20 protein-coding genes are annotated in these 23,926 nt (G+C 36.5%); 8 read left to right on the forward strand and 12 right to left on the reverse strand.

Annotated features, from left to right (window positions below; translation table 11 throughout):
- The 7 genes from C1A05_RS00610 to C1A05_RS00640 all read right to left on the reverse strand — a co-directional run bounded on the left by C1A05_RS00610 (position 1) and on the right by C1A05_RS00640 (position 10,910).
- Positions 1-1,233 (reverse strand): saccharopine dehydrogenase family protein, encoded by a 1,233-nt coding sequence (locus C1A05_RS00610; RefSeq protein ID WP_102026236.1) that lies wholly within the window; start codon positions 1,231-1,233, stop codon positions 1-3.
- A 586-nt stretch (positions 1,234-1,819) separates the two neighbouring features.
- Positions 1,820-2,077, reverse strand: a complete 258-nt coding sequence (locus C1A05_RS00615) for a hypothetical protein (RefSeq protein ID WP_102026237.1) — start codon at positions 2,075-2,077, stop codon at positions 1,820-1,822.
- A gap of 119 nt (positions 2,078-2,196) precedes the next feature.
- On the reverse strand, positions 2,197-3,108 hold the full coding sequence (murB, locus tag C1A05_RS00620) for a UDP-N-acetylmuramate dehydrogenase (protein WP_102026238.1): 912 nt from the start codon (positions 3,106-3,108) through the stop codon (positions 2,197-2,199).
- A 143-nt stretch (positions 3,109-3,251) separates the two neighbouring features.
- Positions 3,252-4,286: a cytochrome d ubiquinol oxidase subunit II gene (locus tag C1A05_RS00625; protein ID WP_102026239.1), complete on the reverse strand. Its 1,035-nt coding sequence runs from the start codon at positions 4,284-4,286 to the stop codon at positions 3,252-3,254.
- Positions 4,287-4,297: 11 nt separating this feature from the next.
- The gene (locus C1A05_RS00630; RefSeq protein ID WP_102026240.1) at positions 4,298-5,659 is read right to left on the reverse strand and encodes a cytochrome ubiquinol oxidase subunit I; all 1,362 of its coding nucleotides are present in this window, start codon (positions 5,657-5,659) and stop codon (positions 4,298-4,300) included.
- Between the two features lie 504 nt (positions 5,660-6,163).
- Positions 6,164-7,552, reverse strand: coding sequence for an amino acid permease (locus C1A05_RS00635; RefSeq protein ID WP_102026241.1), 1,389 nt, complete (start codon positions 7,550-7,552; stop codon positions 6,164-6,166).
- 280 nt (positions 7,553-7,832) lie between these two features.
- Positions 7,833-10,910 (reverse strand): efflux RND transporter permease subunit, encoded by a 3,078-nt coding sequence (locus C1A05_RS00640; RefSeq protein WP_102026242.1) that lies wholly within the window; start codon positions 10,908-10,910, stop codon positions 7,833-7,835.
- 101 nt (positions 10,911-11,011) lie between these two features.
- On the opposite strand from C1A05_RS00640, the gene C1A05_RS00645 reads away from it, so the two are divergent.
- From C1A05_RS00645 to C1A05_RS00655, 3 genes are all read left to right on the forward strand, one after another.
- The gene (locus tag C1A05_RS00645; RefSeq protein ID WP_102026243.1) at positions 11,012-11,845 is read left to right on the forward strand and encodes a TetR/AcrR family transcriptional regulator; all 834 of its coding nucleotides are present in this window, start codon (positions 11,012-11,014) and stop codon (positions 11,843-11,845) included.
- A gap of 188 nt (positions 11,846-12,033) precedes the next feature.
- Positions 12,034-12,384: a hypothetical protein gene (locus tag C1A05_RS00650; RefSeq protein WP_102026244.1), complete on the forward strand. Its 351-nt coding sequence runs from the start codon at positions 12,034-12,036 to the stop codon at positions 12,382-12,384.
- A 76-nt stretch (positions 12,385-12,460) separates the two neighbouring features.
- The gene (locus tag C1A05_RS00655) at positions 12,461-13,450 is read left to right on the forward strand and encodes a ketoacyl-ACP synthase III (protein WP_102026245.1); all 990 of its coding nucleotides are present in this window, start codon (positions 12,461-12,463) and stop codon (positions 13,448-13,450) included.
- A gap of 141 nt (positions 13,451-13,591) precedes the next feature.
- On the opposite strand, the gene C1A05_RS00660 is transcribed toward C1A05_RS00655, so the two are convergent.
- The 3 genes from C1A05_RS00660 to C1A05_RS00670 all read right to left on the reverse strand — a co-directional run bounded on the left by C1A05_RS00660 (position 13,592) and on the right by C1A05_RS00670 (position 16,419).
- The gene (locus C1A05_RS00660; protein ID WP_102026246.1) at positions 13,592-14,791 is read right to left on the reverse strand and encodes an MFS transporter; all 1,200 of its coding nucleotides are present in this window, start codon (positions 14,789-14,791) and stop codon (positions 13,592-13,594) included.
- Between the two features lie 12 nt (positions 14,792-14,803).
- Positions 14,804-15,223, reverse strand: a complete 420-nt coding sequence (locus tag C1A05_RS00665; protein ID WP_102026247.1) for a MarR family winged helix-turn-helix transcriptional regulator — start codon at positions 15,221-15,223, stop codon at positions 14,804-14,806.
- Positions 15,224-15,330: 107 nt separating this feature from the next.
- Positions 15,331-16,419 (reverse strand): hypothetical protein, encoded by a 1,089-nt coding sequence (locus tag C1A05_RS00670; RefSeq protein WP_102026248.1) that lies wholly within the window; start codon positions 16,417-16,419, stop codon positions 15,331-15,333.
- Positions 16,420-16,549: 130 nt separating this feature from the next.
- Here C1A05_RS00670 and C1A05_RS00675 point away from each other — a divergent pair, with 130 nt between their 5' ends.
- Positions 16,550-17,743 (forward strand): class I SAM-dependent rRNA methyltransferase, encoded by a 1,194-nt coding sequence (locus C1A05_RS00675; RefSeq protein WP_102026696.1) that lies wholly within the window; start codon positions 16,550-16,552, stop codon positions 17,741-17,743.
- A gap of 48 nt (positions 17,744-17,791) precedes the next feature.
- Here the strand turns inward: C1A05_RS00675 and C1A05_RS00680 are convergent, their stop codons facing one another.
- Both C1A05_RS00680 and metA read right to left on the reverse strand, forming a co-directional pair.
- On the reverse strand, positions 17,792-18,514 hold the full coding sequence (locus C1A05_RS00680; protein ID WP_102026249.1) for a DUF421 domain-containing protein: 723 nt from the start codon (positions 18,512-18,514) through the stop codon (positions 17,792-17,794).
- A gap of 57 nt (positions 18,515-18,571) precedes the next feature.
- Positions 18,572-19,480 (reverse strand): homoserine O-acetyltransferase MetA, encoded by a 909-nt coding sequence (gene metA / locus C1A05_RS00685; protein WP_102026250.1) that lies wholly within the window; start codon positions 19,478-19,480, stop codon positions 18,572-18,574.
- Positions 19,481-19,724: 244 nt separating this feature from the next.
- On the opposite strand from metA, the gene C1A05_RS00690 reads away from it, so the two are divergent.
- The 4 genes from C1A05_RS00690 (at position 19,725) to C1A05_RS00705 (ending at position 23,908) form a co-directional block, all read left to right on the forward strand.
- Positions 19,725-21,026, forward strand: coding sequence for an NCS2 family permease (locus tag C1A05_RS00690; protein ID WP_102026251.1), 1,302 nt, complete (start codon positions 19,725-19,727; stop codon positions 21,024-21,026).
- A gap of 115 nt (positions 21,027-21,141) precedes the next feature.
- Entirely contained in the window at positions 21,142-22,032 is an 891-nt protein-coding gene (locus C1A05_RS00695) for a GNAT family N-acetyltransferase (protein WP_102026252.1), read from the forward strand.
- A 48-nt stretch (positions 22,033-22,080) separates the two neighbouring features.
- Entirely contained in the window at positions 22,081-23,007 is a 927-nt protein-coding gene (locus C1A05_RS00700) for a DMT family transporter (protein WP_159461949.1), read from the forward strand.
- Between the two features lie 280 nt (positions 23,008-23,287).
- Positions 23,288-23,908, forward strand: a complete 621-nt coding sequence (locus tag C1A05_RS00705; RefSeq protein ID WP_102026254.1) for a TetR/AcrR family transcriptional regulator — start codon at positions 23,288-23,290, stop codon at positions 23,906-23,908.
- The last annotated feature ends 18 nt before the right edge of the window (positions 23,909-23,926 follow it).

The following is a 23,926-nucleotide window of genomic DNA, read 5'->3' on the forward strand; positions in this document are numbered from 1 at the left end:
TTATCGAACGAGCTCCTTCTCTTTAATAGGTTCAGAGTCTACTAGTTCCGGATTATGATCCTCCTGCCAAGGAAGCCCCCACTCATTTAATGCCTCCATAAATGGATCTGGATCAAATTCCTCAATATTGTAAACTCCTGGCTTATTCCATTTTCCTGTCATCAACATCATGGCACCAATCATGGCAGGCACACCAGTCGTATACGAAACAGCCTGGGATCCTACTTCTCGATAGCATGCTTCATGGTCACATACATTGTATAGATAGTAGGTTTTCTCTTTACCGTCTTTTTTACCTTTAAAAATACAGCCAATATTTGTCTTACCCTTTGTGCGTGGTCCAAGTGAAGCTGGATCTGGAAGTACAGCTTTTAAGAATTGAAGCGGAATAATTTGTTTTCCTTCAAATTCAATTGGCTCAATAGAAGTCATGCCGACATTTTCAAGACATTTTAGATGTGTAAGGTAGCTTTCTCCAAAGGTCATGAAGAAACGAATTCGTTTAATTCCAGGAATGTTTACCGCTAGAGATTCAAGCTCTTCATGATAAAGGAGATACATATCCTTCTCGCCTACTTCAGGGAAGTTATAGACCCGCTTGATTTCCATAGGCTTCGTCTCAATCCATTCGCCATTCTCCCAATATCTGCCGTTAGCAGAAACTTCACGAATGTTAATTTCTGGATTAAAGTTAGTAGCGAATGGATAGCCATGATCACCAGCATTACAATCTAGAATATCGATATACTCAATTTCATCAAAATGATGCTTAAGTGCATATGCAGAAAATACACCTGTTACGCCAGGGTCAAATCCACTTCCTAGTAGTGCTGTAATACCTGCTTCTTCAAAACGTTTGCGATATTCCCACTGCCATTTATATTCAAATTTTGCCGTATCTTCAGGCTCATAGTTTGCTGTATCTAAGTAGTTTGTTTTCGTTGCAAGACAAGCATCCATAATAGTTAAATCCTGATATGGTAGAGCCAAATTCATCACAACATCTGGTTGTACCTCTTCGATTAATGCAATTAGTTCATCAACATTGTTTGCATCCACTTGTGCTGTTGTGATTTTGGTTTTGCCACCATCCAACTTTGCCTTTAATGCATCACACTTTGATTTCGTACGACTTGCAATACAAATTTCCTCAAACACATCACTGTTTTGAACACATTTATGAATGGCAACAGATGCCACTCCACCACAACCGATAATAAGCGCTTTTCCCATTCCTCTATCCCCAATCGTTTTAGATTCTTTCCATAACTACTTATGGTTTTTAAAGCTCAAAAAAAGCAAGTGTGTGCATAAGAACGCACAACACTTGCTTGAAATATATCAAATATAAAAAAGCATAAGGATACCTAGAAAGATATGTATGCAAAAACTACTATGGTATTTTGAAGCTTTTCATATTCAAATATATTCTTAAAAGGATCAGAGTCTATATAGCAAATAATTACTTTTTGCACTCTTATTGACCGTTTCACAAGTTGTGTGCATATGCACTGGTTGTAAAGTTACCAACTTATAAAATTTGAGCTTTTAACTCAATCAATAAGGCAACTAAAGTTGCCAATCGGCATTTGACCCGGCACACCGTTTCCTTAACTTTCCATTTGGAAAGTGGTCAAAATTATCTGCTTGGAAAGACTCTCCAATCGCTTGAATATTAGCTTCCCAATTCATGTTTTTTATATTATCAGTATGAATGCAAAATAGCAATCAGGAAGTGAAAAAAATTTCAAAAAAATTGTAACGATAAAAAGCGGGATACAATGCATCATACATTGTATCCCACTCTAGCTTTTATTGATTATCTGTTTAGATCTGTAGAGCTTTGCTTTACAGATTTATTGTCTATTGCTCCTTTTATTAAATCATAGATTAGGAACAGGACTGTACCGACAATCCCTAGAAATAATTCGCCTGCAATACACAATATTGTAAAAATAATAAATGTTAATAATGATCTTTTTATGTATCCAAGGGAATGAAAAACATATGTATTTGTTAATCTTGTAAGTAGCCCAATCCCAATTATTTGCCCTGCAATATAACCGATATTCTCCATATCGTCACCTCCTACATCACTGATAAAAGAGTACCTAATTTTTACATGATTACCAATGTGTAGAAGTTACTATATATATAAAATAGAAGGAGAAGATTAAGGGAAAAGGGACTAGACCTTTAGGCCTGCCCCTTTTTATCCCGTCCAATAATTCGAACCTCGCGTTCTAATTCTACCCCGAAGTTTTCTTTTACTGTTTTTTGAACATGCTCAATTAGAGAAATATAATCCTTTGCAGTTGCATTACCTTTATTTACGATAAAGCCGGCGTGCTTTGTTGATACTTCTGCATCCCCAATGGAAACACCTTGAAGCTTACTATCTTGAATGAGCTTACCTGCAAAATATCCTGGAGGACGTTTAAACACACTTCCGCACGATGGATATTCTAAAGGCTGCTTGGACTCTCTTTTAAAGGTTAGATCATCCATTATTTCTTTAATCTTAACAGGGTCCCCTTTCGTAAGCTTAAAGGTAGCTTCAAGGACAATATAGCCATTATCGGGAACATTACTTGTGCGATAGCTTAAACCAAGATCTTCTGCCTTGATTTGGAGGAGTTCGCCTTGCTTATCTACGGCGATGATACTCTCTAATACATCTTTCATTTCACCACCATATGCACCAGCGTTCATGTAGACTGCTCCTCCAACAGTTCCTGGAATACCACAAGCAAATTCCAATCCTGTTAAAGACTGATTTAGTGCCTCTCTTGATACATCAATGATTCGAGCGCCGCTTTGCGCTTTGATCCAGTTTTGTTCACAGGAGATTTCAGACAGCTCTGTTAGCAAAATAACAATGCCCTCAATTCCTCCATCTTTTATAATAAGATTCGAACCATTACCTAGTATCATATAGGGAATATTGTTTTGGTTGGCATATTTCACGGTATCTGCTACTTGTTGATAATGATTTGGGATAACCAGAATATCTGCGTTTCCGCCCATTTTTGTATACGTATGCCGTTTCAGCGGCTCATTTTTCTTTAATTTGTCAGAAGGGTATATATGTTCAAGTTCGATTGTCAAGTCTCAAAACTCCTTTAACCTTATTCATATAAGATTATACAGAAAATCGATGCGAATGATAAATTAAAATTATGTTTCAAAAGGAATGTTTAATCCTTACACCTATACAAAAAAGGCAGAATTAAAATCTGCCTTTTATTATATCACTCTTTCTGTTGTAAATATCGTTTATCTTTCATGAATAAGGTCCAAAAATAGATAAACCCAGGAAACAGGATAGCAAAACCAACTATGTATGTTGTAAATACGGCACGAAAGGAATTTGGATCTGTAAATGAAGCGCCTATTGTAATATCAGGATATATAATATATGGCAAATGCGCCTTGCCATATACATAACTTGCAATCAAATATTGGATCGTGACAGCTACAACAGACAAACGTGGCATTCCTCGAATCTCTCTTTTAAAAATGGATGGAAGAAATAGTCCTAATCCCCCAATTAGAAAGAAACCGATAGAAACAAATAGAAGTGGCAAGTCATCCATCATCCGGTTATATAACCAAGGTGCTTCTGTTTGTAGTGTGAACATGATAAAAACAGCCATTAACAAAGTGATTGGCCCGAGAATCATGCCATCTCTTCGATAAACGTGATAGGCATCCATTTCCCCCGACGTTTTGGAATAATCAGCTAGTAACAATGAGGATAAAAATAACGTACTCGAGATCGCAAAACCGATAAATGCATATTCATTTGGACTAGAAAAAAGCCGCTCTAGGTTTAAGTTAGCTGTACCATTTTCATAATCAATAAATTGACCATGTGTAATTGGTAACACACTTATGAGAATACCCGGAATTAAAATCCCTGTAATACCGGAAATATATGTTAAAGGCTTTTTGTACTCTGTTGCAATATTGGAAAACACTAAAAAGGCACTTCTTAATGCAAGTAATAATAAAATGACACTACCAGGTATAATTAGTATGGTACCAAGTGTATATGTAGCCTTTGGAAATAAGCTATATACCGCAACAACTAATGCAACAATAAATGTGTTCGTTACTTCCCAGGTTGGAGACAAGTAGCGGTTTGCGATATTCGTTGCTCTTGTTTTCTCCTTATTTAGATAAACCATTGACCAAAATCCTGCACCGAAATCCATCGTTGCCATGACAGCATAGATGAATACAAACCCCCAAAGAACGGTTATTGCAATGAGTGCATCTGTCATTATACTGCCTCCTAATTATTTGATCCAAATAAAGGAATTCCCTTTTCTTCAGCTCTTCGGAAATCATCCAATACGGTATTTTTTCGGAAATAATATAAAAGTACGGTAACAACCGCAACACCTAAAATGAGATAAACACTAAAGAATAGGATAGAGAGAACTCCAAGGTCTGTTGCAGTTGTAGCTGCATCAGCAGTTGTTAAAATGCGATAAATGACCCAAGGCTGACGGCCTGTACAGGCAAATATCCAACCACTTTCAATGGCGATGATGGCTAAAGGTCCAGAAAAAACCATTACCCAAAGATAGCTTCTCGGAAATTGCTCTTTTTTGAGAAATTTTCTCCAAATGAGTGCGAGTAAAGACAAGAGGATTAGCAGCGATCCGATACCTACCATTACATTAAATAACGTGTGAATAAATAAAGGTGGCCAGAGCTCTTCTGGAAAATCATTTAATCCAACGACTACCGTATCAAAGCTATTCCCAGCTAAAAAGCTTAGCGCCCACGGAACTTCAATTGCCCATTTTACTTCTTGAGTTTCTCGATCCGTAAAACCACCAATAGCTAGAGGTGCGTGAGATTGAGTTTCAAAAAGCCCTTCTGCTGCTGCGAGCTTTTCCGGTTGATATTTATGTAAGTACTGAGCTGATTCATGTCCATTTATGGCAGTTAAAAAAGCAAATATACCTCCCAAAACAAGGCTAAGGATAAGGGCTTTTTGATGAAAATGATAAAGCTTGGAGCCGTACTGATTGCGTAGCATTTTAAAAGCAGAAACAGATGCTACTACAAATGCCCCAACAACATAAGCAGAAAAAGCGACATGTAACGCTGTAACGAAAAAGCTCGGATTAAAAAACGCTTCCCACGGATTTACATCAAAAATTCGTCCATCCTCATAGCGGAAACCTGCTGGTGTACCTTGGAACGCGTGTACATTTGTAATGAGAACAGCAGATCCTAATGCTCCTAGTGCAACAAGTATTAAACTAATGATTCGCATCCAAGGTGCAATTCGTTCGGCAGCATATACATAAATAGACATAAAAAGTGCTTCAACAAAGAACGCGTATATTTCAATTTGGAAAGGAAGCGGCATAACGCGTCCAATGACTTCCATAAAACCTGGCCACAATAGGGATAACTGGACCCCTGCAATTGTCCCAGTAGGAATGCCTACTCCAAGTAAAACAGCAAACGCCTTTGTCCAACGCTTTGCCATTACGACGTATTCATAGTTCTTTGTCCTTTGGTAAAGAAGCTCTGCGGAAAGAATCATCATTGGTAGGCCTACACCAATAGTTGCAAATATAATATGAAAAGCCATTGTAGTGCCAAATAAAGAACGTGCTATTAGAATATCATCCATAAATTCTTCGTCCTTCTCATTTTTACTGTTATTGTTTTCCAATGGATTGGTAGGTATGTATTTTAAATGGAATGTTTTTTAGGTAGCAAAGGTACATTTTTATTGTTTAGGTGGGGACGAGTTGGACCTGGTCACATAGAGGTCGTCAATGAACCTGAAAACCGGAGAATAAGAAAAAACTGGTCACATAGGAGTCGTTTATGACCCCGAACCTAGGCGTATAAGTAAAAATCGGTCAAATAGACACTGTCTATGAATCCAAAACGGCTTAATAAATAAAAAACCAGGCACATAGCAATAGCATAAGATGGTCACCAAGCAACCGCTTAGTGACCATCATATAAACAGCTCCAAACATAATCCTAGTATCCCTATTTCTTAACAAGATAATAGGATAATCTGCCATAACCTAATTGGATAAAATTAATAGAGATCGAATACATACAGTCGAGATTAGCAATTAAATACGAAGGCATTCGTTACATTTGCTCGACCACTGTTTTTTTAATCCCTATTTAATAAACTGTGATTTTTACCATAACCAAAATAAAAGAGTAATCCAACAGCAAACCATATACTACTTGTAATCCAAGTTTCAAGAGATAATTGCGTTATTAAAAAGAAACAAAATAAGAAAGAGACTATTGGTAAAACTGGAAAAAACGGAACTTTAAAACCACCGTCGGGTATGGTTTTATCCTTTCTTAAATATATAATGCCAATCGATACAATTGTAAAGGCTAATAAAGTTCCCATGTTTACTAGTTCCGCGAGCTTAGAAAGCGGAATAAATCCAGCGCAAATGGCAATGAGAATAGCGAAGAACCAAGTGTTTTTAACTGGTGTTTGGTTCTTATCCACATCACTCATCCATTTTGGGAGTAAACCATCTCGGCCTAAAGCGTAAAGCAGTCTTGTTCCACCATAAATTAAGACGAGAATGACGGTCATCATTCCAACGATTGCCCCAAGTGAAATCATTCCTGCTACCCAATCCTGATTAATAAATTGCATAGCAAAGCTTACGGGATCACTAACGTTTAAATTGTTGTATGGTACAATCCCAGTTAAAATCAATGAAACGGCAACGTACAATAAGGTACATACAAATAACGAGCCGATAATTCCAATGGGCATATTTCGTTGTGGATTTTTTACTTCTTCTGCTGCAGAGGATACTGCATCAAAGCCAAGATAGGCAAAGAAGAGAATGGCTGCTCCACTAAATACGCCATTTACCCCAAATGGCATAAAAGGTTGCCAATTTTCAGGTTGTACATAAAATATCCCAACCACAATAAATAAAAGGATAACCCCTACTTTAACAAATACCATTATTTTATTTAATTTTGCAGATTCCTGAATGCCGAATGTTAGGACAAATGCGATTACCAAAATAATGCCGATAGCAGGTACATTGATATAGGTGCCTTCAGCTGGATTGAATGGACCTGAAATCGCAGTCGGTAATGAAATATTAAATCCTTCTAATAAGGTGGTTAAATACGAGGACCAACCTGTTGCAACAGATGCTGCAGCTAATCCGTATTCAAGTACTAACGCCCATGCAACAAGCCATGCAATGATTTCACCGAATACAACATAACCATACGTATAGGCACTTCCTGTAACTGGAACGGAGGAAGAAAATTCGGAATAGCACATGCCTGCTAATGCACAAGCAATTCCAGCGATAATAAAGGAGAAAATAATACTAGGGCCAGAATAGGTTGCTGCAACTGTACCAGGAAGGATAAAGATACCTGTTCCAATAATAGCTCCTACTCCAAGCATGACTAAATCGAATGACCCTAATGTTCTTTTTAGCTTTGCCTCCCCGCTTGCTTTTAATAATTGAGAAATACTTTTTCTTCTAAATAATGTATGTTTCACAGCTGACCCTCTTTTTTCTAAGATGTATGTATAATAATATGCCTTAAATCGTTTATCGTTATAGCTTAATTTAGACTTTTTAATCTGTAAAGTGGGTGAAAAATTTTATTATTAAAAAAATTTATAGATTTGGAGAGTGATAAGTTTTTGATGAGCTTTGCATGTATGGTGCCCTATCAACCTTTTTCGATAAAAGGAATATGCTGCATTTTTCCCTAGATAGAATCGCATAACAAGGAAAAACCCCTACATGATTCCATCCTGTAGGGGTTAAGCTTCATTAATTATCTTTAATGTCTTTACGGTTTTTCTTAAATAGCTTGGATAAAGCTTCATAGACAATTGGTACGATGAATAAGGTTAGCAATGTGGAGCTTGCTAGACCGCCAATTACGGTAATACCTAAGTCTTTTGAAACTAATCCTCCGCCACCAGATCCAATTGCTAACGGAATTAATGCGCCGATAGTTGCAATTGCTGTCATTAGGATTGGGCGAAGACGAGTAGAACCAGCCTCAAGGATCGCTTCACGCATGGACATGCCATCACGTTCCATATGAATGATGCGGTCTACTAACACAATCGCATTTGTTACGACGATACCGATGAGCATTAATAATCCCATCATTACCGTTACCGATATGGTTTCGCCAGCTATGAATAGTCCAACGAATGAACCGATAATCGCAAAAGGTAAAGAGAATAGGATGGTAAATGGTGCAAGACCTTCACCAAATGTTACAACAAGAATGAAGTATACAATTGCAACTGCTGCAATCATTGCAACTCCAAGTTGTGTAAAGGTTTCTTCCATGTCTGCTGTAACCCCAGCAACACCAATTGTTACACCTTTTGGCAAATCAAGTTCGTCTATTTTTTCATCTACAGCTGCAGTAGCTTTTGAAATATCCTCATCTGTGATTGTACCAGTTACAGTCGCATAATATTCGCCACCACTACGAGCGAGTGTATTTAATGTTGTACCTTCTTCTACTGTAACAAGCTCAGATAGCGTTACAGTACCAACTGCTGTTTCTACAGGAGTAGCTAGCAATTCATCAATGTTCTTAGGTGGGTTAACCTGTTCTTGTTGAACAATGACGTCCATTGTTTCTCCGTCTTTTTCAATCGTTGTAAGAACATCTTGTGTTGGTGATGCATTTAACAACATAACCACTTGACCAGTTGTTAAACCATATTGTAATAGGTGCTCTTGATCTACGTTAAATCGATGTTCTACATATGCATCTTCTGCACTTGAAGTAACGTCTTCAAGACCTTCTGTTTCACTCATAACACCTTCAACCATATCGACTGCTTCATATAGTTTATCTAAATCTTCACTATAGAATGTGTAGCTTACTTCATTTGATGCACCTGCCATAGAAGTAAAGTCTTGACTCTTCCATTCACCAGATTGATCAATGTTGAATACATAATCTTTAATTTCTTCTCTTACTTCAGGGAAGTTTTCCATATCGTCATCAAAGATTACATATAGTAAAGCTCCGCCAGCAGTACCCATCATAGCTGCTTGTGTATTTCCTTCTTCCATAACGGAAAGCTGAAGAATGTCTACATCCTTACGTTTTAACAGTTCTTCTTCCACTACAGAAACGTTTTCTAAAGTTTCCTCTTCTAATTCACCTGCTTGTGGAGTGTAAGTTAAATACATAACCTTTTCTTCTTCACTACCCATAAAGCTAAAGCCAATTAGTGGAGTAAGAGCTAAACTTCCAACTAACAGAAGAACAGCAACTAATGACGTAATGATCTTGTGATTTAATGTCCATTTAAGACCCTTTTTATAAGCATTCGCTAATTTACCAGGTCCTTTATGTTGTTTCTCTGTTTTTACACTGTACAATTTCTTCTTAAACAAGAAGTGAGATAGAGCTGGTACTACTGTTATCGCAACAAGTAGGGAAGCTCCTAATGCGAATGTCATCGTTAAAGCAAATGGCATGAATAATTCTCCAACCATTCCTCCAACAAAAATAAGTGGTGCAAATACCGCAACCGTTACTAATGTAGAAGATAGGATTGGCTTGAACATTTCTATGGTTGCTTCACGAACTAATGCGCGTCCAGATAGTTTTTCTTCTTCTAAGTGAATACGACGATATATATTTTCAACAACTACAATAGAGTCATCAATTACACGACCAATGGCAACTGTTACAGCACCGAGCGTCATAATATTTAAGGTAATATCCATCCAGTTTAGTAACAACAATGCCATGAAAATGGATGTTGGAATAGAAATGATGGATATAATTGTTGATTTGTAGTCACGTAAGAATAACAAAATAATCAATACGGCAATCAAACCACCAAAGAGTGCTTTTTCTACCATTGTGTTGATGGATTCTTCGATTGGCTCTCCTTGGTCTAAGGAAATATCAACAACAAGTCCTTCAATGTTTTCCTCTTCTTCTTCGATTAATTCTTTAACTGCATTTACAACGTCAACCGTATTATCCTGTTGACCTTTGACAATTTGAATTGCAATGGCATCTTCACCATTTGTACGAGATACAGACTCAACACGACCAACTGTTTCTACTTCTGCAATGTCGCTTAGTCTTACAAAAGGAGATGGATTTGTTTCTGTAGGAGTTACAGGAATAAGCATTTCTTTTAGCTCATCTACTGTCATGAATTTTCCATCTACCGCAACAGCTTGCTCGCCCTCTTCAAATTCATAAAGACCTAATGAAATGGACATATCGCTTGCCTGGATCATTTCTTTAACATTTTCTTCTGTTATTCCAAGTGTAGCCATTAATTCTTCATCATAAGTAATAACGACTTCTTCTACATGTTGTCCAGTAATTGTTGCAGAAGCTACTCCATCAATCTTTTCGATTTTTGGGAGGAGAATATCATTAACTGTCGAAGTAAGTTCAACAATATCTTCTGTTGTACTACTTACACTTAATGCAACAACTGGCATCATATTCATGCTGATTGCCGTAATTTGTGGCTCATCCGCATCCTCTGGTAACGTTACACTGCTTATTGCAGCTTCAAGTTCTCGTTTCTTTTCATCCATATCTACCCCGTAGTCATACTCTACCTGAATATTTGAAAGACTGGATGAGGAATTGGAATATACAGCTTTCACATCTTCAAGTCCCTCTATTGCCTTTTCTAATGGCATGGAGACATCTTCCATTACTTCTTCTGGTGTTGCTCCTGGGTATACGTCCAAAACCATTAAATAAGGAATTGATATATCAGGGATTGTCTCTGTTTTCATTTGTGTTGTAGCGTACATACCTGAAGCTGTAATTATAATCGTTAATAACCATACGGCTAATTTATTCTTTAGTACAAAATTGACTAAACCTTTCACTTTGACACCTACCCTTTAATTGACTTAAGTTGTACATTTCCATATAATAATTGACTGACTGGTCATTGTCAACGAAATACACCCTAAAGGGGGTAAATTTAATGAATAAAAAACAAATCATTATAGATAAGGCATTAGAATTGTTTGCAGAGCATGGTTTTGCAGCAACTTCAGTGCAGCAAATCACGGAAAAGTGTGGTATTTCCAAAGGGGCGTTTTACTTAGTATTTAAATCAAAGGATGAGCTTGTCCTAGCTATTATTGATCAGTTTATGAGGCAGATCACATCCGATATTGACTGGATAGTCAAAAATGAAGAAATGGACGATAAACTCCTGTATCGATTCTATTATGCCAATTTTCAATCGCTAAAACAGTATTCCAATTTTGCCAAAGCCTTTATGAAGGAGCAATCTCATACGTTAAATGAGGAACTACTTCGGAAGGTTCAATATTACAATAAAATTTTAGATGAGACGATTTCGTATATGGTGGAGCGGTTGTATGGCAATCAGGTTAAAGGAATAAAGTATGATTTAGTGTATAGTATCAAAGGCTTTCTTAAGAATTATACAGAGCTATTTCTGTTTTTTGATCTCCCTATTGATTTAGATCGATTATGCACATCATTAGCAGAAAAAACGGAGATTTTAGCGAAATATACAACCATACCTTTTATGTCAGATGATTTCCTTCGTATCTATCACTCATCTATAGAGAAAGAGGTTTCCACCGATTCTATTATTGAGATGATTAACGAAAGCCTAGAGGGAATGGAGGAATCCATTAAAAGGGAATCCTTACAATTAATTAAAGAGGAATTAACCAATCCTTCTTTAAGCCCTGCACTTAAAAGAGGGTTGTTAGAAAATATTCGACAGGACTCACGTTGTAAATGGATTGCCTATTTGCTTGAGAATTTCAGTGGCTTTTAAGAAGAAATTACCTCCTAGCTTTCGATAATACCTATGATTTGGAGGCATTTTTACCAAGAAGAATATTTTATTGAAATAATTTAAAGATAAACCAAATCTTACCAAAAAAATGGTACGTTTAATAGATTGCTTTTTTATTAGAATCACATTAATGTTATAAATGGACTACACTATAAGGAGCATTAGATATGGCAAAAGAAGGATATTACAATATATCAGTAAACAATTCAGCAAAAACAATCGATATGGTAATTGAAGGTACATTCACACCACAACAAGTAGAAGCTTTCGTGAAAGATTATACTACGAAAGTACAAAGTGTGAATGCTGGTGATTTTACATTAAACGTAGATTCAACAGATATGGATGTTTTAACACAGGATATGGTTCCTGCAATGGAAAACACGGTAAAGTTATACCAATCATCCGGATTCGACAAAATGGTTATTACCATTAAGAAAAATCCAATTCTTAAAATGCAATTGAATCGAATCCTACGTAATGCAGGCTTTGCAAACGGAGAGATTAAGGAAGTATAACAAATAAGTAGACAAGTTCTTTTTGGCTTGTCTTTTTCTTTAATAACTTTTGTAATGTTAGGAGCAGAGACAACTAATGAAAAACGTAAAAATTAAGGAAATCGCAATCTATCATCCAGAAAATGTGGTAGATAATGCTTTTTATCTTGACCATTATAAAGAAAAAGGTAGAGATGCAACAAAGTTTTTGGTAGATGTTTTAGGAAGAGATAAACGCTACATTATCGATAACGAAGAAGAAAATGCATTAACGATGGCTGTCGAGGCATCAAGGAATGTATTAGCAAAAGCGGGGGTAGCTGGTGAAGACTTAGATATGATTGTTTTCTCCTCTCAGACTCCAGAATATACAGCTCCAGCTAATGCGATTCATCTACATCATGTGTTAGGTGCAAGTCACAAAACGATGACAATGGATTCCAATGCAAACTGTGCTGGAATGACTGTAGCGGTGGACCAAGCATCCCGTTATTTACTTTCCAATCCGCATATGAATCTAGTATTAGTAGTTGGATCTGACTATAATTCACTAATGAGTAATAAAGAGCAGGAGATTACGTTTGGTAACTTTGGGGATGCTGCTTGTGCAGTTTTACTAGAAAAAACAGAGGAAGAAACAGGCTTTATTGATTCTCATTATTATGTAAACTCTATTACGCATGATAAAACGTATTTCCCGCGTCACGGATTAACAAACGCAATTCAAAAGCCTAGCCAAGACCAAAGCATTGATTGGCTTCCTTTTGATGGGGACATGGCTTTGCAACCAACGTACGATATGATGGAAATGCTCCTAGAGCGTAATCATATGTCAATGGAGGATGTAAATGCGTTTTGCTTATCTCAGTTCTCGATTGCCAACATTAAGCGAGTTCAAGAGCACTTCCAATTGGCAGATGAAAAAATCATGTATGTAGGCGATCGTTTCGGCTATACCGGTACTACTAGTCCTTTTATTGCTTTACATGAAGGGATAGAATCTGGTCGAATTAAACGTGGAGATACCGTTCTATTTTGGACAATAGGTGGCGGTTTCCAGCTAGCTACAATGTTATTTAAATATTAATGATAAAAAATCCAAACCCTGTCTGTAAGTGGGTTTGGATTTTTTAATTTTAAGATAGGTTGATAGAATGGGAAATTTGGAGCATATTTTTCACTATCCGGTTAACCTACACACAAATAGAATTACACCCAGCCCACATCTCTACCCTACTGTTACGTCCGCAACTTCTTTTGTTTCCTTTCTACCGTGCATAAAATAGTAAAGAATCGTTGAGAAACATACTAATATTCCAAGTAGTACATACAAATTCGAATACCCAGTTATTGGAATGATTACTCCGAGCAGGTATGGGCCAAATCCTAGACCTGCATCTAGAAAAATAAAGAAGGTGGAGGTTGCTAGTCCCATACGATGGGTTGGTGTTAGCTTGACTGCAATTGCTTGTGTAGCGGACTGCATATTCCCAAACCCAAGACCGATAAGAACTCCTGACAATAATAAAAGAAAGCTGCTATTGGCAACACTTAGCAGCAATAGCCCACCTCCGAACAAAGCAAACGTTGGATACATGACATAGTTCGCTCCTTTTACATCCATCAATCTACCGGTAAATGGCCTTGAGATTAAAATGGCGACTGCATATACGATGAAAAAGAAGCTTGCAACCTCCACTAAATCGATCTCAATTGCATAAAAGTTTATAAAGGATAGGACACTAGAGTAAGAGAATGCTAGTACTAAGGTTACGATTGCAATTGGTAATGCTTTCGGTTCAATAAAGTTTGAAAGCTTAATGCCTTTGGTTTGTTCCGATATCTTTGTGCTGGTAGCCTCGGGTATCTTTGCGAATAAAGCAATAATAAAGCTAATAATACCAAGAGCTAAGCAGAAGCTAAAAATAACATCAAATGTCGTGTGTTGACTCATATATAAACCGAAGAATGGTCCAACCGCTGTAGCTAAAGTTGTACTCATACTAAAGTATCCAATCCCTTCACCTTTACGAGACGCTGGTATAATTTTAGCAACAATTGTGCCAGTAGCAGTACTTGCAACCCCTAGCGCGATACCATGGATAAAACGGTTTAGTAGCAAGAAGATAATACCAATATTTGCGAAATATAAGAAGGAGGTTATCGTAAAAAATCCGAGCCCGATAAATAGCATCCTTCGATTCCCTATTGTATCAATAATTTGGCCGATAAAAAGCCTTCCAATTAATGTACCAATAATAAAGATACCAGTTACTAAGCCAGCCTGACTTTCGGAAGCGTTATACTGTTCGACTGCATAAACAGCCATGGTTACCAATAGTAAATAAAAAATTAAATATAAGAAAAAATTAACGGACGATATAATGATAAAATCCTTCGTCCATAATTTTGGCTTTAAATGTTCCATACTATTAACTCCTTACTTCATGATGTTGTTTCGTATTTGCTGCATAATACGAATGACTTCCAGCTGTTCCTTTACGGAAATTCCCGTTAAAATCTTCTGTTCGTATTCATCTATTGTAAGACGTACCTTGTTGTATAAAGTAACGCCCTTTTTGGATAGTTCTACCCGTTTCTCCCGTTTATCGGTGCTTGGTATCTGTTGAATGTACCCTAATTCTTCTAATCGGTTCATGGTTCTTGTAACAGTTGGTTTTTCCACTCCTTGGTAGTTGGCAAGTTCTACGAGTGTAGCCGAGCTATAATGGAATAAGTAATACAAAATGGTCCATTGTGCTCGATGTAGATTATGTTTGCCCAATTCAACGTTTAATTTATTCTCAAACGGTCGATACAACATAATAAAATGATGGAAAAACTTTTGAGAAGGGTTCATAAAAATCACCGCCTTAAATAGTTACGAAAGCTAATAGTTATCAAGGGTAACTATAATAGAATAACAATAAATGAAGACACGTGCAATACATAGAAAAACCTCCCAATCTAAGAGAGGGAGGTAATGTTATAATTCTTTTTCTTGAAGGTAGTATGTTTGTTGTTTTTCGAGATGTTTTTGAAACTTAATGCAATTTCAAGAATTAATATTGTAAAGATAATAACTGTACCATATTGTATGATCATATGTTGAATAACGCTATGCGACTCTAATAGTGAGGTGAAAGTATAAAACATAGCGAAAGTAAAGATTCTACTCCATTGTGAAATCTCATAAGTAAAAATTCCTTTGCCCCACCCATATTGTTTGATTCGTTTTATCATACGTACAATTTCAAAGGACTCTACAACTAAGAAAACAAACAATACCAAATACCAGAGAGCAAGAATAAGATTCATTGTTATCACATTGGAAACGACGCAAGCAAGGCCGGAAATGGATAGAGCTCCATGGAGAATACAATTCGTATTATTCCAGTCCTGTTCGATCTTCCATTTGTTCCTTATATATCGATTCAAAATCAAAACAGCCGATAGGATATAAAATAAAATCCCTGTGGAGATAAGACTGTACGTAATAAAGATCGGTATATGTTGAAATATAGTATGAAGCAAAAGGACTATCGATTGTGTACTAACAGTTGTTAAAAGTAAAATGCCATGTACGTTCTTAATTAAGTTCTGTTGAATTATTTCTTTGAATGCAATGACACTTATGGCTATATAACCTAGCCATAGCAATATATTCATATACGTTACAAGCTCGGCTATGAAGCTTATACTTTCGAATTGCTTGGAAAATAGAATGGTACTAATCGATGTTCCTGCAATCCATGTACCTATTCCGAACCGATTGATTGGATTGGAATAGTAGAGAGCAATAAATTTCCTTTGAAAGCCTGCCAGTAGATAAGAATAAAAAAACACAAACCATATGCTAACGATAAGCATTGTGATTAGTTTGCTGAAAATAGTAGGGTCGACTATATCATCTGCAAAATGAAAAAGAACACCTTGGATAGTGATGCCTAAAGACATCACAGCAGCCATTGCCGATGATGGTACATATATTTTTTTGCGCGTTATAAATAAAGCAATTAAAGTAAAAATTATAAAAAAGGATACAATATATAACATTTTCATCACCAGTATAAGAAAGGATTTCATTATTATAACATACGCATGAAAGCACAGAAGAAATCTATTCCATTATAAATTTATGCTACAATCAAGTTTAGCAAAATACATACAGATTGGATTTGAAATGATGCCAAAGGAAGTTCAAATAAAGGTTATCAGTAATTTTGTGAAAAAATATAAAAGTGGCTTTCCGTTAATTACCTCCGATGCACTTATAAATGGACAGGTACTAAAAGAGGAAGGGACCATCATAAAGCTGACAGATGAAAAGGGTAATTTCATCGGAAAAGGATATTATGGAAAACAGAATAAAGGATTAGGTTGGATTCTTACGAATAAAGAAGATCAACCATTTAATCAAGCATTTTTTGTAACCAAAATAACCAATGCCTTAAACCACCGAAAGCAATTATTTGCTGACCCCAACACAACAGCATTTCGCATTTTTAATGGAGAAGGTGACGGAGTTGGTGGAATCACAATAGATTATTTTGATAGGTTTTATTTAATCAATTGGTATAGCATCGGAATTTATCAATTTCGAAATGTCATTTTAGATGCATTAAAGGAAGTAGTGGACTATAAAGGGATTTACCAGAAAAAACGGTTCGACGCAAAAGGTCGTTATGTAGAAGATGATGATTTCGTAACAGGAGAAAGAGGTGAATTTCCGCTCATCGTAAAAGAAAATGGTGTGCATTTCGCCATTTATTTAAATGAGGGGGCAATGGTTGGTGTATTTCTAGACCAAAGGGAAGTTCGTAAAACAATCCAGGAAAAGTATGCAAAAGGCACGAACATGCTAAACACATTCTCCTATACAGGTGCTTTTTCTGTGTTTGCTGCATTAGGTGGAGCGATCAAAACAACGAGTGTAGACCTAGCAAATAGAAGTAAAGCAAAGACAATCGAACAGTTCCAATTAAATGGTATTGACCATGAAGCTCAAGATATTATTGTGGAGGACGTATTTCATTACTTTAAATATGCAGGACGTAAAAATTTAAAGTTTGACCTAGTCGTTTTAGATCCACCGAGCTTTGCAAGATCGAAAAAAGTGGTTTTCAGTGCTGAGAAGGATTACACCAATCTACTGAAGGAAACGATAGCAATAACTTCTGAAAATGGCGTTATTGTTGCTTCAACAAACAGTAGTGCCTTCGGGATGAAAAAGTTTAAAGGATTTATACAAAAAGCATTCGAGGAAACCGGTGAATCCTACCGCATCTTAGAGGAGTTTTCACTCCCATCCGATTTCCGCACCATAAAGGAGTATCCGCAAGGGAATTATTTAAAGGTTGTATTCATTAAAAAAGGATAGTAGTGCCGTCCTACGTGGAGGTACATTTTGTTTTTTTAACCCAGACACTCAATGCTTAATAATAGGTATTTGTACATTAGTCTCTTTTTTTAAGGAAATATGGAGCTTCTTATTCCGATCAACCGCTGCGTAGAAGATTTCCTTTTTATTGGAAATTCCTTGATGTAATAATTGCTTTTCCAGCCATGCTTCATCTAAATCGAGGCTTTTTAGCACATCGGAATAAACAGTGCCCTCCATTACAACTGGTAGTGACAAGGAAGAAGATCTGATTATATCTAGATCTTCTCTTGTTACTGTACTTTTCTCGGGCTTTTTTAACACGCTCATATTCCCGCTAGCTTCGATAATAGCTGTTTCCACGTCGCTAATTGTAAATATATTTTTTTCCCGTAGCATTTGTACAATATTGTCGATCGAGTATCTTATTTTTCTAATGTTCTGCTCCATGAGTTTACCGTTTTGAATCACGACAGTAGGTTCAAAGGTTAAGAGTCGGCCAATTTTTCGATTGGCAATTTTCCAATTGGCGACTATTCTTTGAAATAAACCGAGCACCACAATGGCAAGTGCCGTTGGAAAATGATGAATATTTGGGTCAGCGATATCTGCTCCAACAACAGCACCTAGGGTAACTATAATAAGAAAATCAAATACAGGTAGCTGACCAATCGCTCGTTTTCCCATAAATAGTGTAATGACTAAGAGCAAAGGTAAAATTGTTATTATACGACCAATGATAACTAGGTTTTCCTTTAAAAAATCGACCATAATGATACGCCTTTCCGTTTTTACCTAGTTTTTGCTCTAGAAACATAATTTATCCTATTACTTCCATTCATATGGAGTTTCTTGATAAACATAGTAATTTAGCCAATTCGAAAATAATAAATAAGCATGTGAACGCCACCGATTTGTAGGTTCTTCATTCGGATTATTTTTCGGGAAATAATTTATAGGTAGTTCTGCCCTAATTCCTTTTTTCTGGTCCCGTTCATATTCTAGGGCTAATGTAGTGGCGTCATATTCCAAGTGTCCCATAACCATAATGTGTTTTTCGTCTTTAGACATAACAAGAAAGGGGGCACTCTCCTCTGATAAAGATAGTAGGGTTAATTTATCATTTGCTTGGATTTCTTCTACTGAAACACTAGTATACCTTGAATGTGGAGCTAAAAAGACATCATCAAATCCACGGACAATTTCTACGGTTGAATCTAGTAGTGTATGTTGATAAATCCCTGAACACTTCTGCGGGAGTTCATATTTACCAATTCCGTAATGATAATAAAGAGCTGCCTGTGCCCCCCAGCAAATGTGTAAAACAGAAGTAGTATGATCCTTAGACCAATTCATAATTGTAGTTAGCTCATCCCAATAATCAACCTTTTCAAAAGGTAACCGTTCAATTGGTGCACCTGTAATAATCATTCCATCAAATCGTTTGTGCTTTATATTTTCAAACGTATTATAAAACTGGTTTAAATGCGATGCACTCACATTTTTCGATTTATGTGTAGCAGTATGAAGAAGGGTAACATTTACTTGTAATGGCGAATTACTTAATAAGCGAAGCAATTGGGTTTCTGTTCGCTCCTTTTCTGGCATTAGATTCACGATGACAATGTTCAAAGGGCGTATATCTTGCATTGTTGCACGTTCGGTATCCATTAAAAAGATGTTTTCCTTTTCAAGAATATGCCGGGCAGGTAATTGTTTCGGTATATTAATTGGCATGTATATATTCTCCTTCTATCCATTTTGTTCATTATAAAATAGGTATTACTTAACTTCTAAAGTCATGCTAAAAAATCCTGCTAATGCTTTAAAGTAATAAAATGTTTTTCGTAAAGATTTCCTATCTTAGTAAAATATATATTTGAGTCTCTTTTTTTATTTTGCTATAATACATTCTTGGCTCACCTGTTTATCAGGAAGGAGCGGGTAGGGAGAGGGATATAATTTAGATAGGTCGTTTTTTATGAAGAAAGTTTTTAATAAAATGTTTGGTCTAGACCGGTACGAAACTTCTGTTAAAAGAGAAGTGATGGCGGGTGTAATCGGTTTTTTTGCAATTGTGTACATCATAGCAGTCAATTCTCTTATTCTATCAGAAGCAGGCATCCCGCTTGAAGGTGCGATTGTTGCAACCATCTTAACATCCTTTGTTGGGTGTTTGATTATGGGTCTTTGGGCAAATGTTCCAATCTTATTAGTTCCAGGTATGGGGATTAATGCTTTATTTACGTACACGTTAGTTCAATCAATGGGGCTTACGTGGCAGGAAGCATTAGCTGTAGTATTTGTTTCAGGGATTCTTTTTGCAATTGTAGCCTTTACTAGAATTGCAAATAAACTAAGTGATTCCATTCCCCAATCTTTAAAGGATGGAATTACAGTGGGACTTGGTTTGTTTTTAATGCTGATCGGCTTGGAAAAGGGTGGCATTGTCGAAAAAGGAACCAATTCCATATTAGCTATTGGGGACTTTGGTTCTCCTTATGTACTTGCAACCATAATTACTTTTGTTCTTGCGATTATTCTTTTTCTACGTAATGTACCTGGAAACTTTATCATTACGATTATTGTAGGTACGGTTATTGCTTGGATGTTTGGAACTATTCAAGTAGAAAAGGATACAGTTGCGAGCTCCATGAGCAGCGAAGATTACCTGTCTATTTTTGGCGCAATGTCATTTGGAAATTTCTTTTCGATGACCTTTTGGATTGCAGTGTTCTCGTTAACCATGGTTATGGTATTTGAAAACATCGGGTTAGTGCACGGGCATGTTCAATTTATTAATCGACCTGATGGATTTAAGCGAGCATTCCAAGCCAATTCCATTTCCGCAATCACTTCAGGTGTTTTCGGAACGAGCCCGACAGTATCAACGGTAGAGAGTACCGCAAGCATGGCTGCAGGTGGTCGAACTGGTCTTACGACGATAACAACAGGATTCTTATTTTTGCTTTCCATCTTTTTTATTCCAGTAATCAAATTGATACCAAACAGTGCAATTGCACCAATTTTAATCATTATTGGAACGTTGATGCTTCAAAATATACGGAATATGGACATGAAGGATATGAGTGAAGCAATTCCTGCCTTACTAATAATGGCTTTAATTCCATTTACGTACAGCATTGCAGATGGAATTGCAATTGGATTTATTTTATATCCAATTTTAAAAATTGCTTTAGGAAAGGCGAAGGATGTATCCTTTACGCTGTATATTATAGCGATGTTGTTCTTCGTGAATTTTGTTTTTCATATAATGGGTTAATCTCCAAAGAAGAGGGTGTTGTTTAACTCCCTCTTTTTTTATATGAAAAAATGGAGGAATGTTTACGCCTTTGTGGAATTTAGATTACATCGATAAAAGGTGAGGAGCTATGTAAATGAAGGTAGAAAGAGTAACAAATGAGAAGGTCCAAGATTTCATTGAATACTGTAAAACCTATAGAAGCGAAGTGGATGATTCTTTTTTATACGATGATGATTTAGACTCTTTTCTACCAAATGAGGAAAACCCCACTTATATTAAAAGAAATAATAGGGGTAAGGTTATTGCTGCTGCCTCTCTTATTATGGATGATTATGCAAAACGAGGTCGAAAGGGTCGATTTCGAATTTTCCATTCTATTAGAAATAAAGTAGAAATATACAAGGAGTTATTGACAAGCATCAAAAGACATGTGAAGGGTTTAGATAAGGTTTTTGTCTTTGTTCCGACGGTTAATCAGAAGCTAGATCAAGCAATTAAAGCAATTGACTTTGAAATAGAAAGGTATGCATATCTTTTACTACGTGAGGATCTACCTGTCCCTACGTATCAGCTACCGAAAGATTTTCACATAAAGCCTCTCCAAATAGGAGATGAAGAAAAATGGTGTACGGTTCGAAATGAAAGTTTCGCAACCTTAAAAGGAAGTGAAACACCCATTACAACGAAAATGGTTCGGAAAATGATGATGGAAAAGGACTTTATTAAGAATGCTGCTTTGATTTTGTATGATCACAATCGACCTGTTGGAGTGATTAAAGGCTCTCATGATGAATATGAGGGGAAGCCTATAATGGATATTGGTCCTGTAGCCATTATCCCAGAATATCAAGGGAAGGGGTTAGGGAGAACAATTCTACGTATGATACTGCAAATAGCGAAGGAAAAGGGTTATAAACAAACCATCTTATCCGTTAATGCCGAAAATGAACACGCAAAATCACTTTACATACAAGAGGGATTTAAGCAGGTTGAAGCGGTAGCGTGTTATGGTTACACATTATAACGGTATCCATTTAACTTGGGACTTGATTTATGTGAGGGGAGGATTACGTTGAAAAAAGGCATTGCATTATTACTTGTTGCAACTGTACTATGGGCGGGTAATTACATTAGTGGGCGATATTTAGGGCCAGCTCTACCACCAACATTGTTGAATACGGTACGTTGGGCAATTTCGTCTGTAATTTTACTTGCTATATTAGGTATCCAACGCAAAAGATTACCCCTTATTAACATGTGGAAAGAATTCGGTTTGTTGGGGTTTACAGGGATTTTTGCATTTTCAACGCTAACCTATTATGCACTAACAAATATAAGTGCATCACAAGCAGGAATGATCTCTGCAGGTATTCCAATTGCAATTCTGATTTTCACCCCGATTTTTTTGAAAGAGAAAATTGGAATGCAGGCCTGGATTGGAGCATTCATCTCAATAATAGGAGTTATGATTTTATTTCAAGGGAAAATGGAAGCTGGCTTCACATCGGATTCTATTGTGGGCAATTATCAAGTTGTTATGGCGGCAATTGCATGGGGAATCTACACGGTTTTAGGAAAAAAGTATGGAGCAAAAACAGATCCACTCATTTTAACAGCTGGAGCTAGTATCTATGGAACCCTTTTTAGTGGAGTAAGCATGGTTGGTTCAGTGGATATGAATTTGGTTGATTTGACACCTAGTGTAATGCTTTCTATAGGATATGTTAGTACATTAGCCTCTGTAGGTGCCTTTTTAGCGTGGAATATTGGAGTTAAGATTGTTGGTACAGGAAAAGCCGCGCCATATTTAAATATGCTACCTGTTTGGACAGTGCTATTAGGCATTATTGTGTTAGATGAAGAAGTGTCGTGGTTGTCTTGGATAGGTGGCTTCATTACGATAAGCGGGGCAGTATTGGCTAGTTTGCAACGAACAAGCATGTCCAATAGCGTAGCTACTGAAGGTCGCCTCGATCGTACCCAGAAAAGGGAAGTCTAAGGCAAAAAGAGAAATAGGGGAATGTGGATTAAGAAAAACCACTAACGAATGTCGCGTTAGTGGTTATTTCACTTTTGTTTGTAAACAAATCCTGAATGGCAGCAAATAATAATGGAAAGGATGAAAAAATGAAACAAAAGTGTTACGAAATACGTATTTTAAATGTGAACATTTTATGACACGTTGTCGTAACATTATTGACCTATGACATATCGTCATATAATATAGAAGTATAACATAATGACAAAGTGTCACTTGAGTATTTAGGAGGTAAATCAAAGTGCCAAAGCAAACGTTTTATAACCTACCAGAACATAAGAAACAAGTCTTGCTAGAAGCACTTGAAAAAGAATTTTCTAGAGTACCTTTATACGAAGCCTCCATTTCGAACATAGTAAAGTCTGCGGAGATACCTCGAGGTAGTTTTTATCAGTATTTTACAGATAAAGAAGATGCCTATTTCTTTTTATTAAACGAGCAGGCTGAAAGAAGCAAAGGTACGTTTATGGCTATCCTACAAAAAAATAATGGGGATCTATTTGAAACATTTACGGAAATGTTTCGCTGGACACTTGAACAAATATCAAAAGGTGATGGACTAGATATCCTAAAGAATGCCTTTTTAAATATGACACATAAAGTGGAAACAACCTTTTATACTATTTTTAATGGGGATAGCAAGACACAGTTTCAGGAAATTTGCGCGCTTATAAATAAGGAAAACTTAAATATATCAACAGAGAAAGATTTAAGATTTGTTTTGCAAATTCTTACAACAATCACCTTTCACAATCTTATTGAAAAGCTCGCACGAAACACGTCAGATGAGGAAGCTATAGATAGTTTTATTGCAGAAGTAGAGATTTTGAAACACGGTATGTATAAAGGAAGTAATAAATAAATGTCGAGGAGAGGGGTT

Origin of the sequence: Salirhabdus sp. Marseille-P4669, from assembly GCF_900240405.1 — a bacterium.
GTDB lineage: Bacteria > Bacillota > Bacilli > Bacillales > Alkalibacillaceae > OEQK01.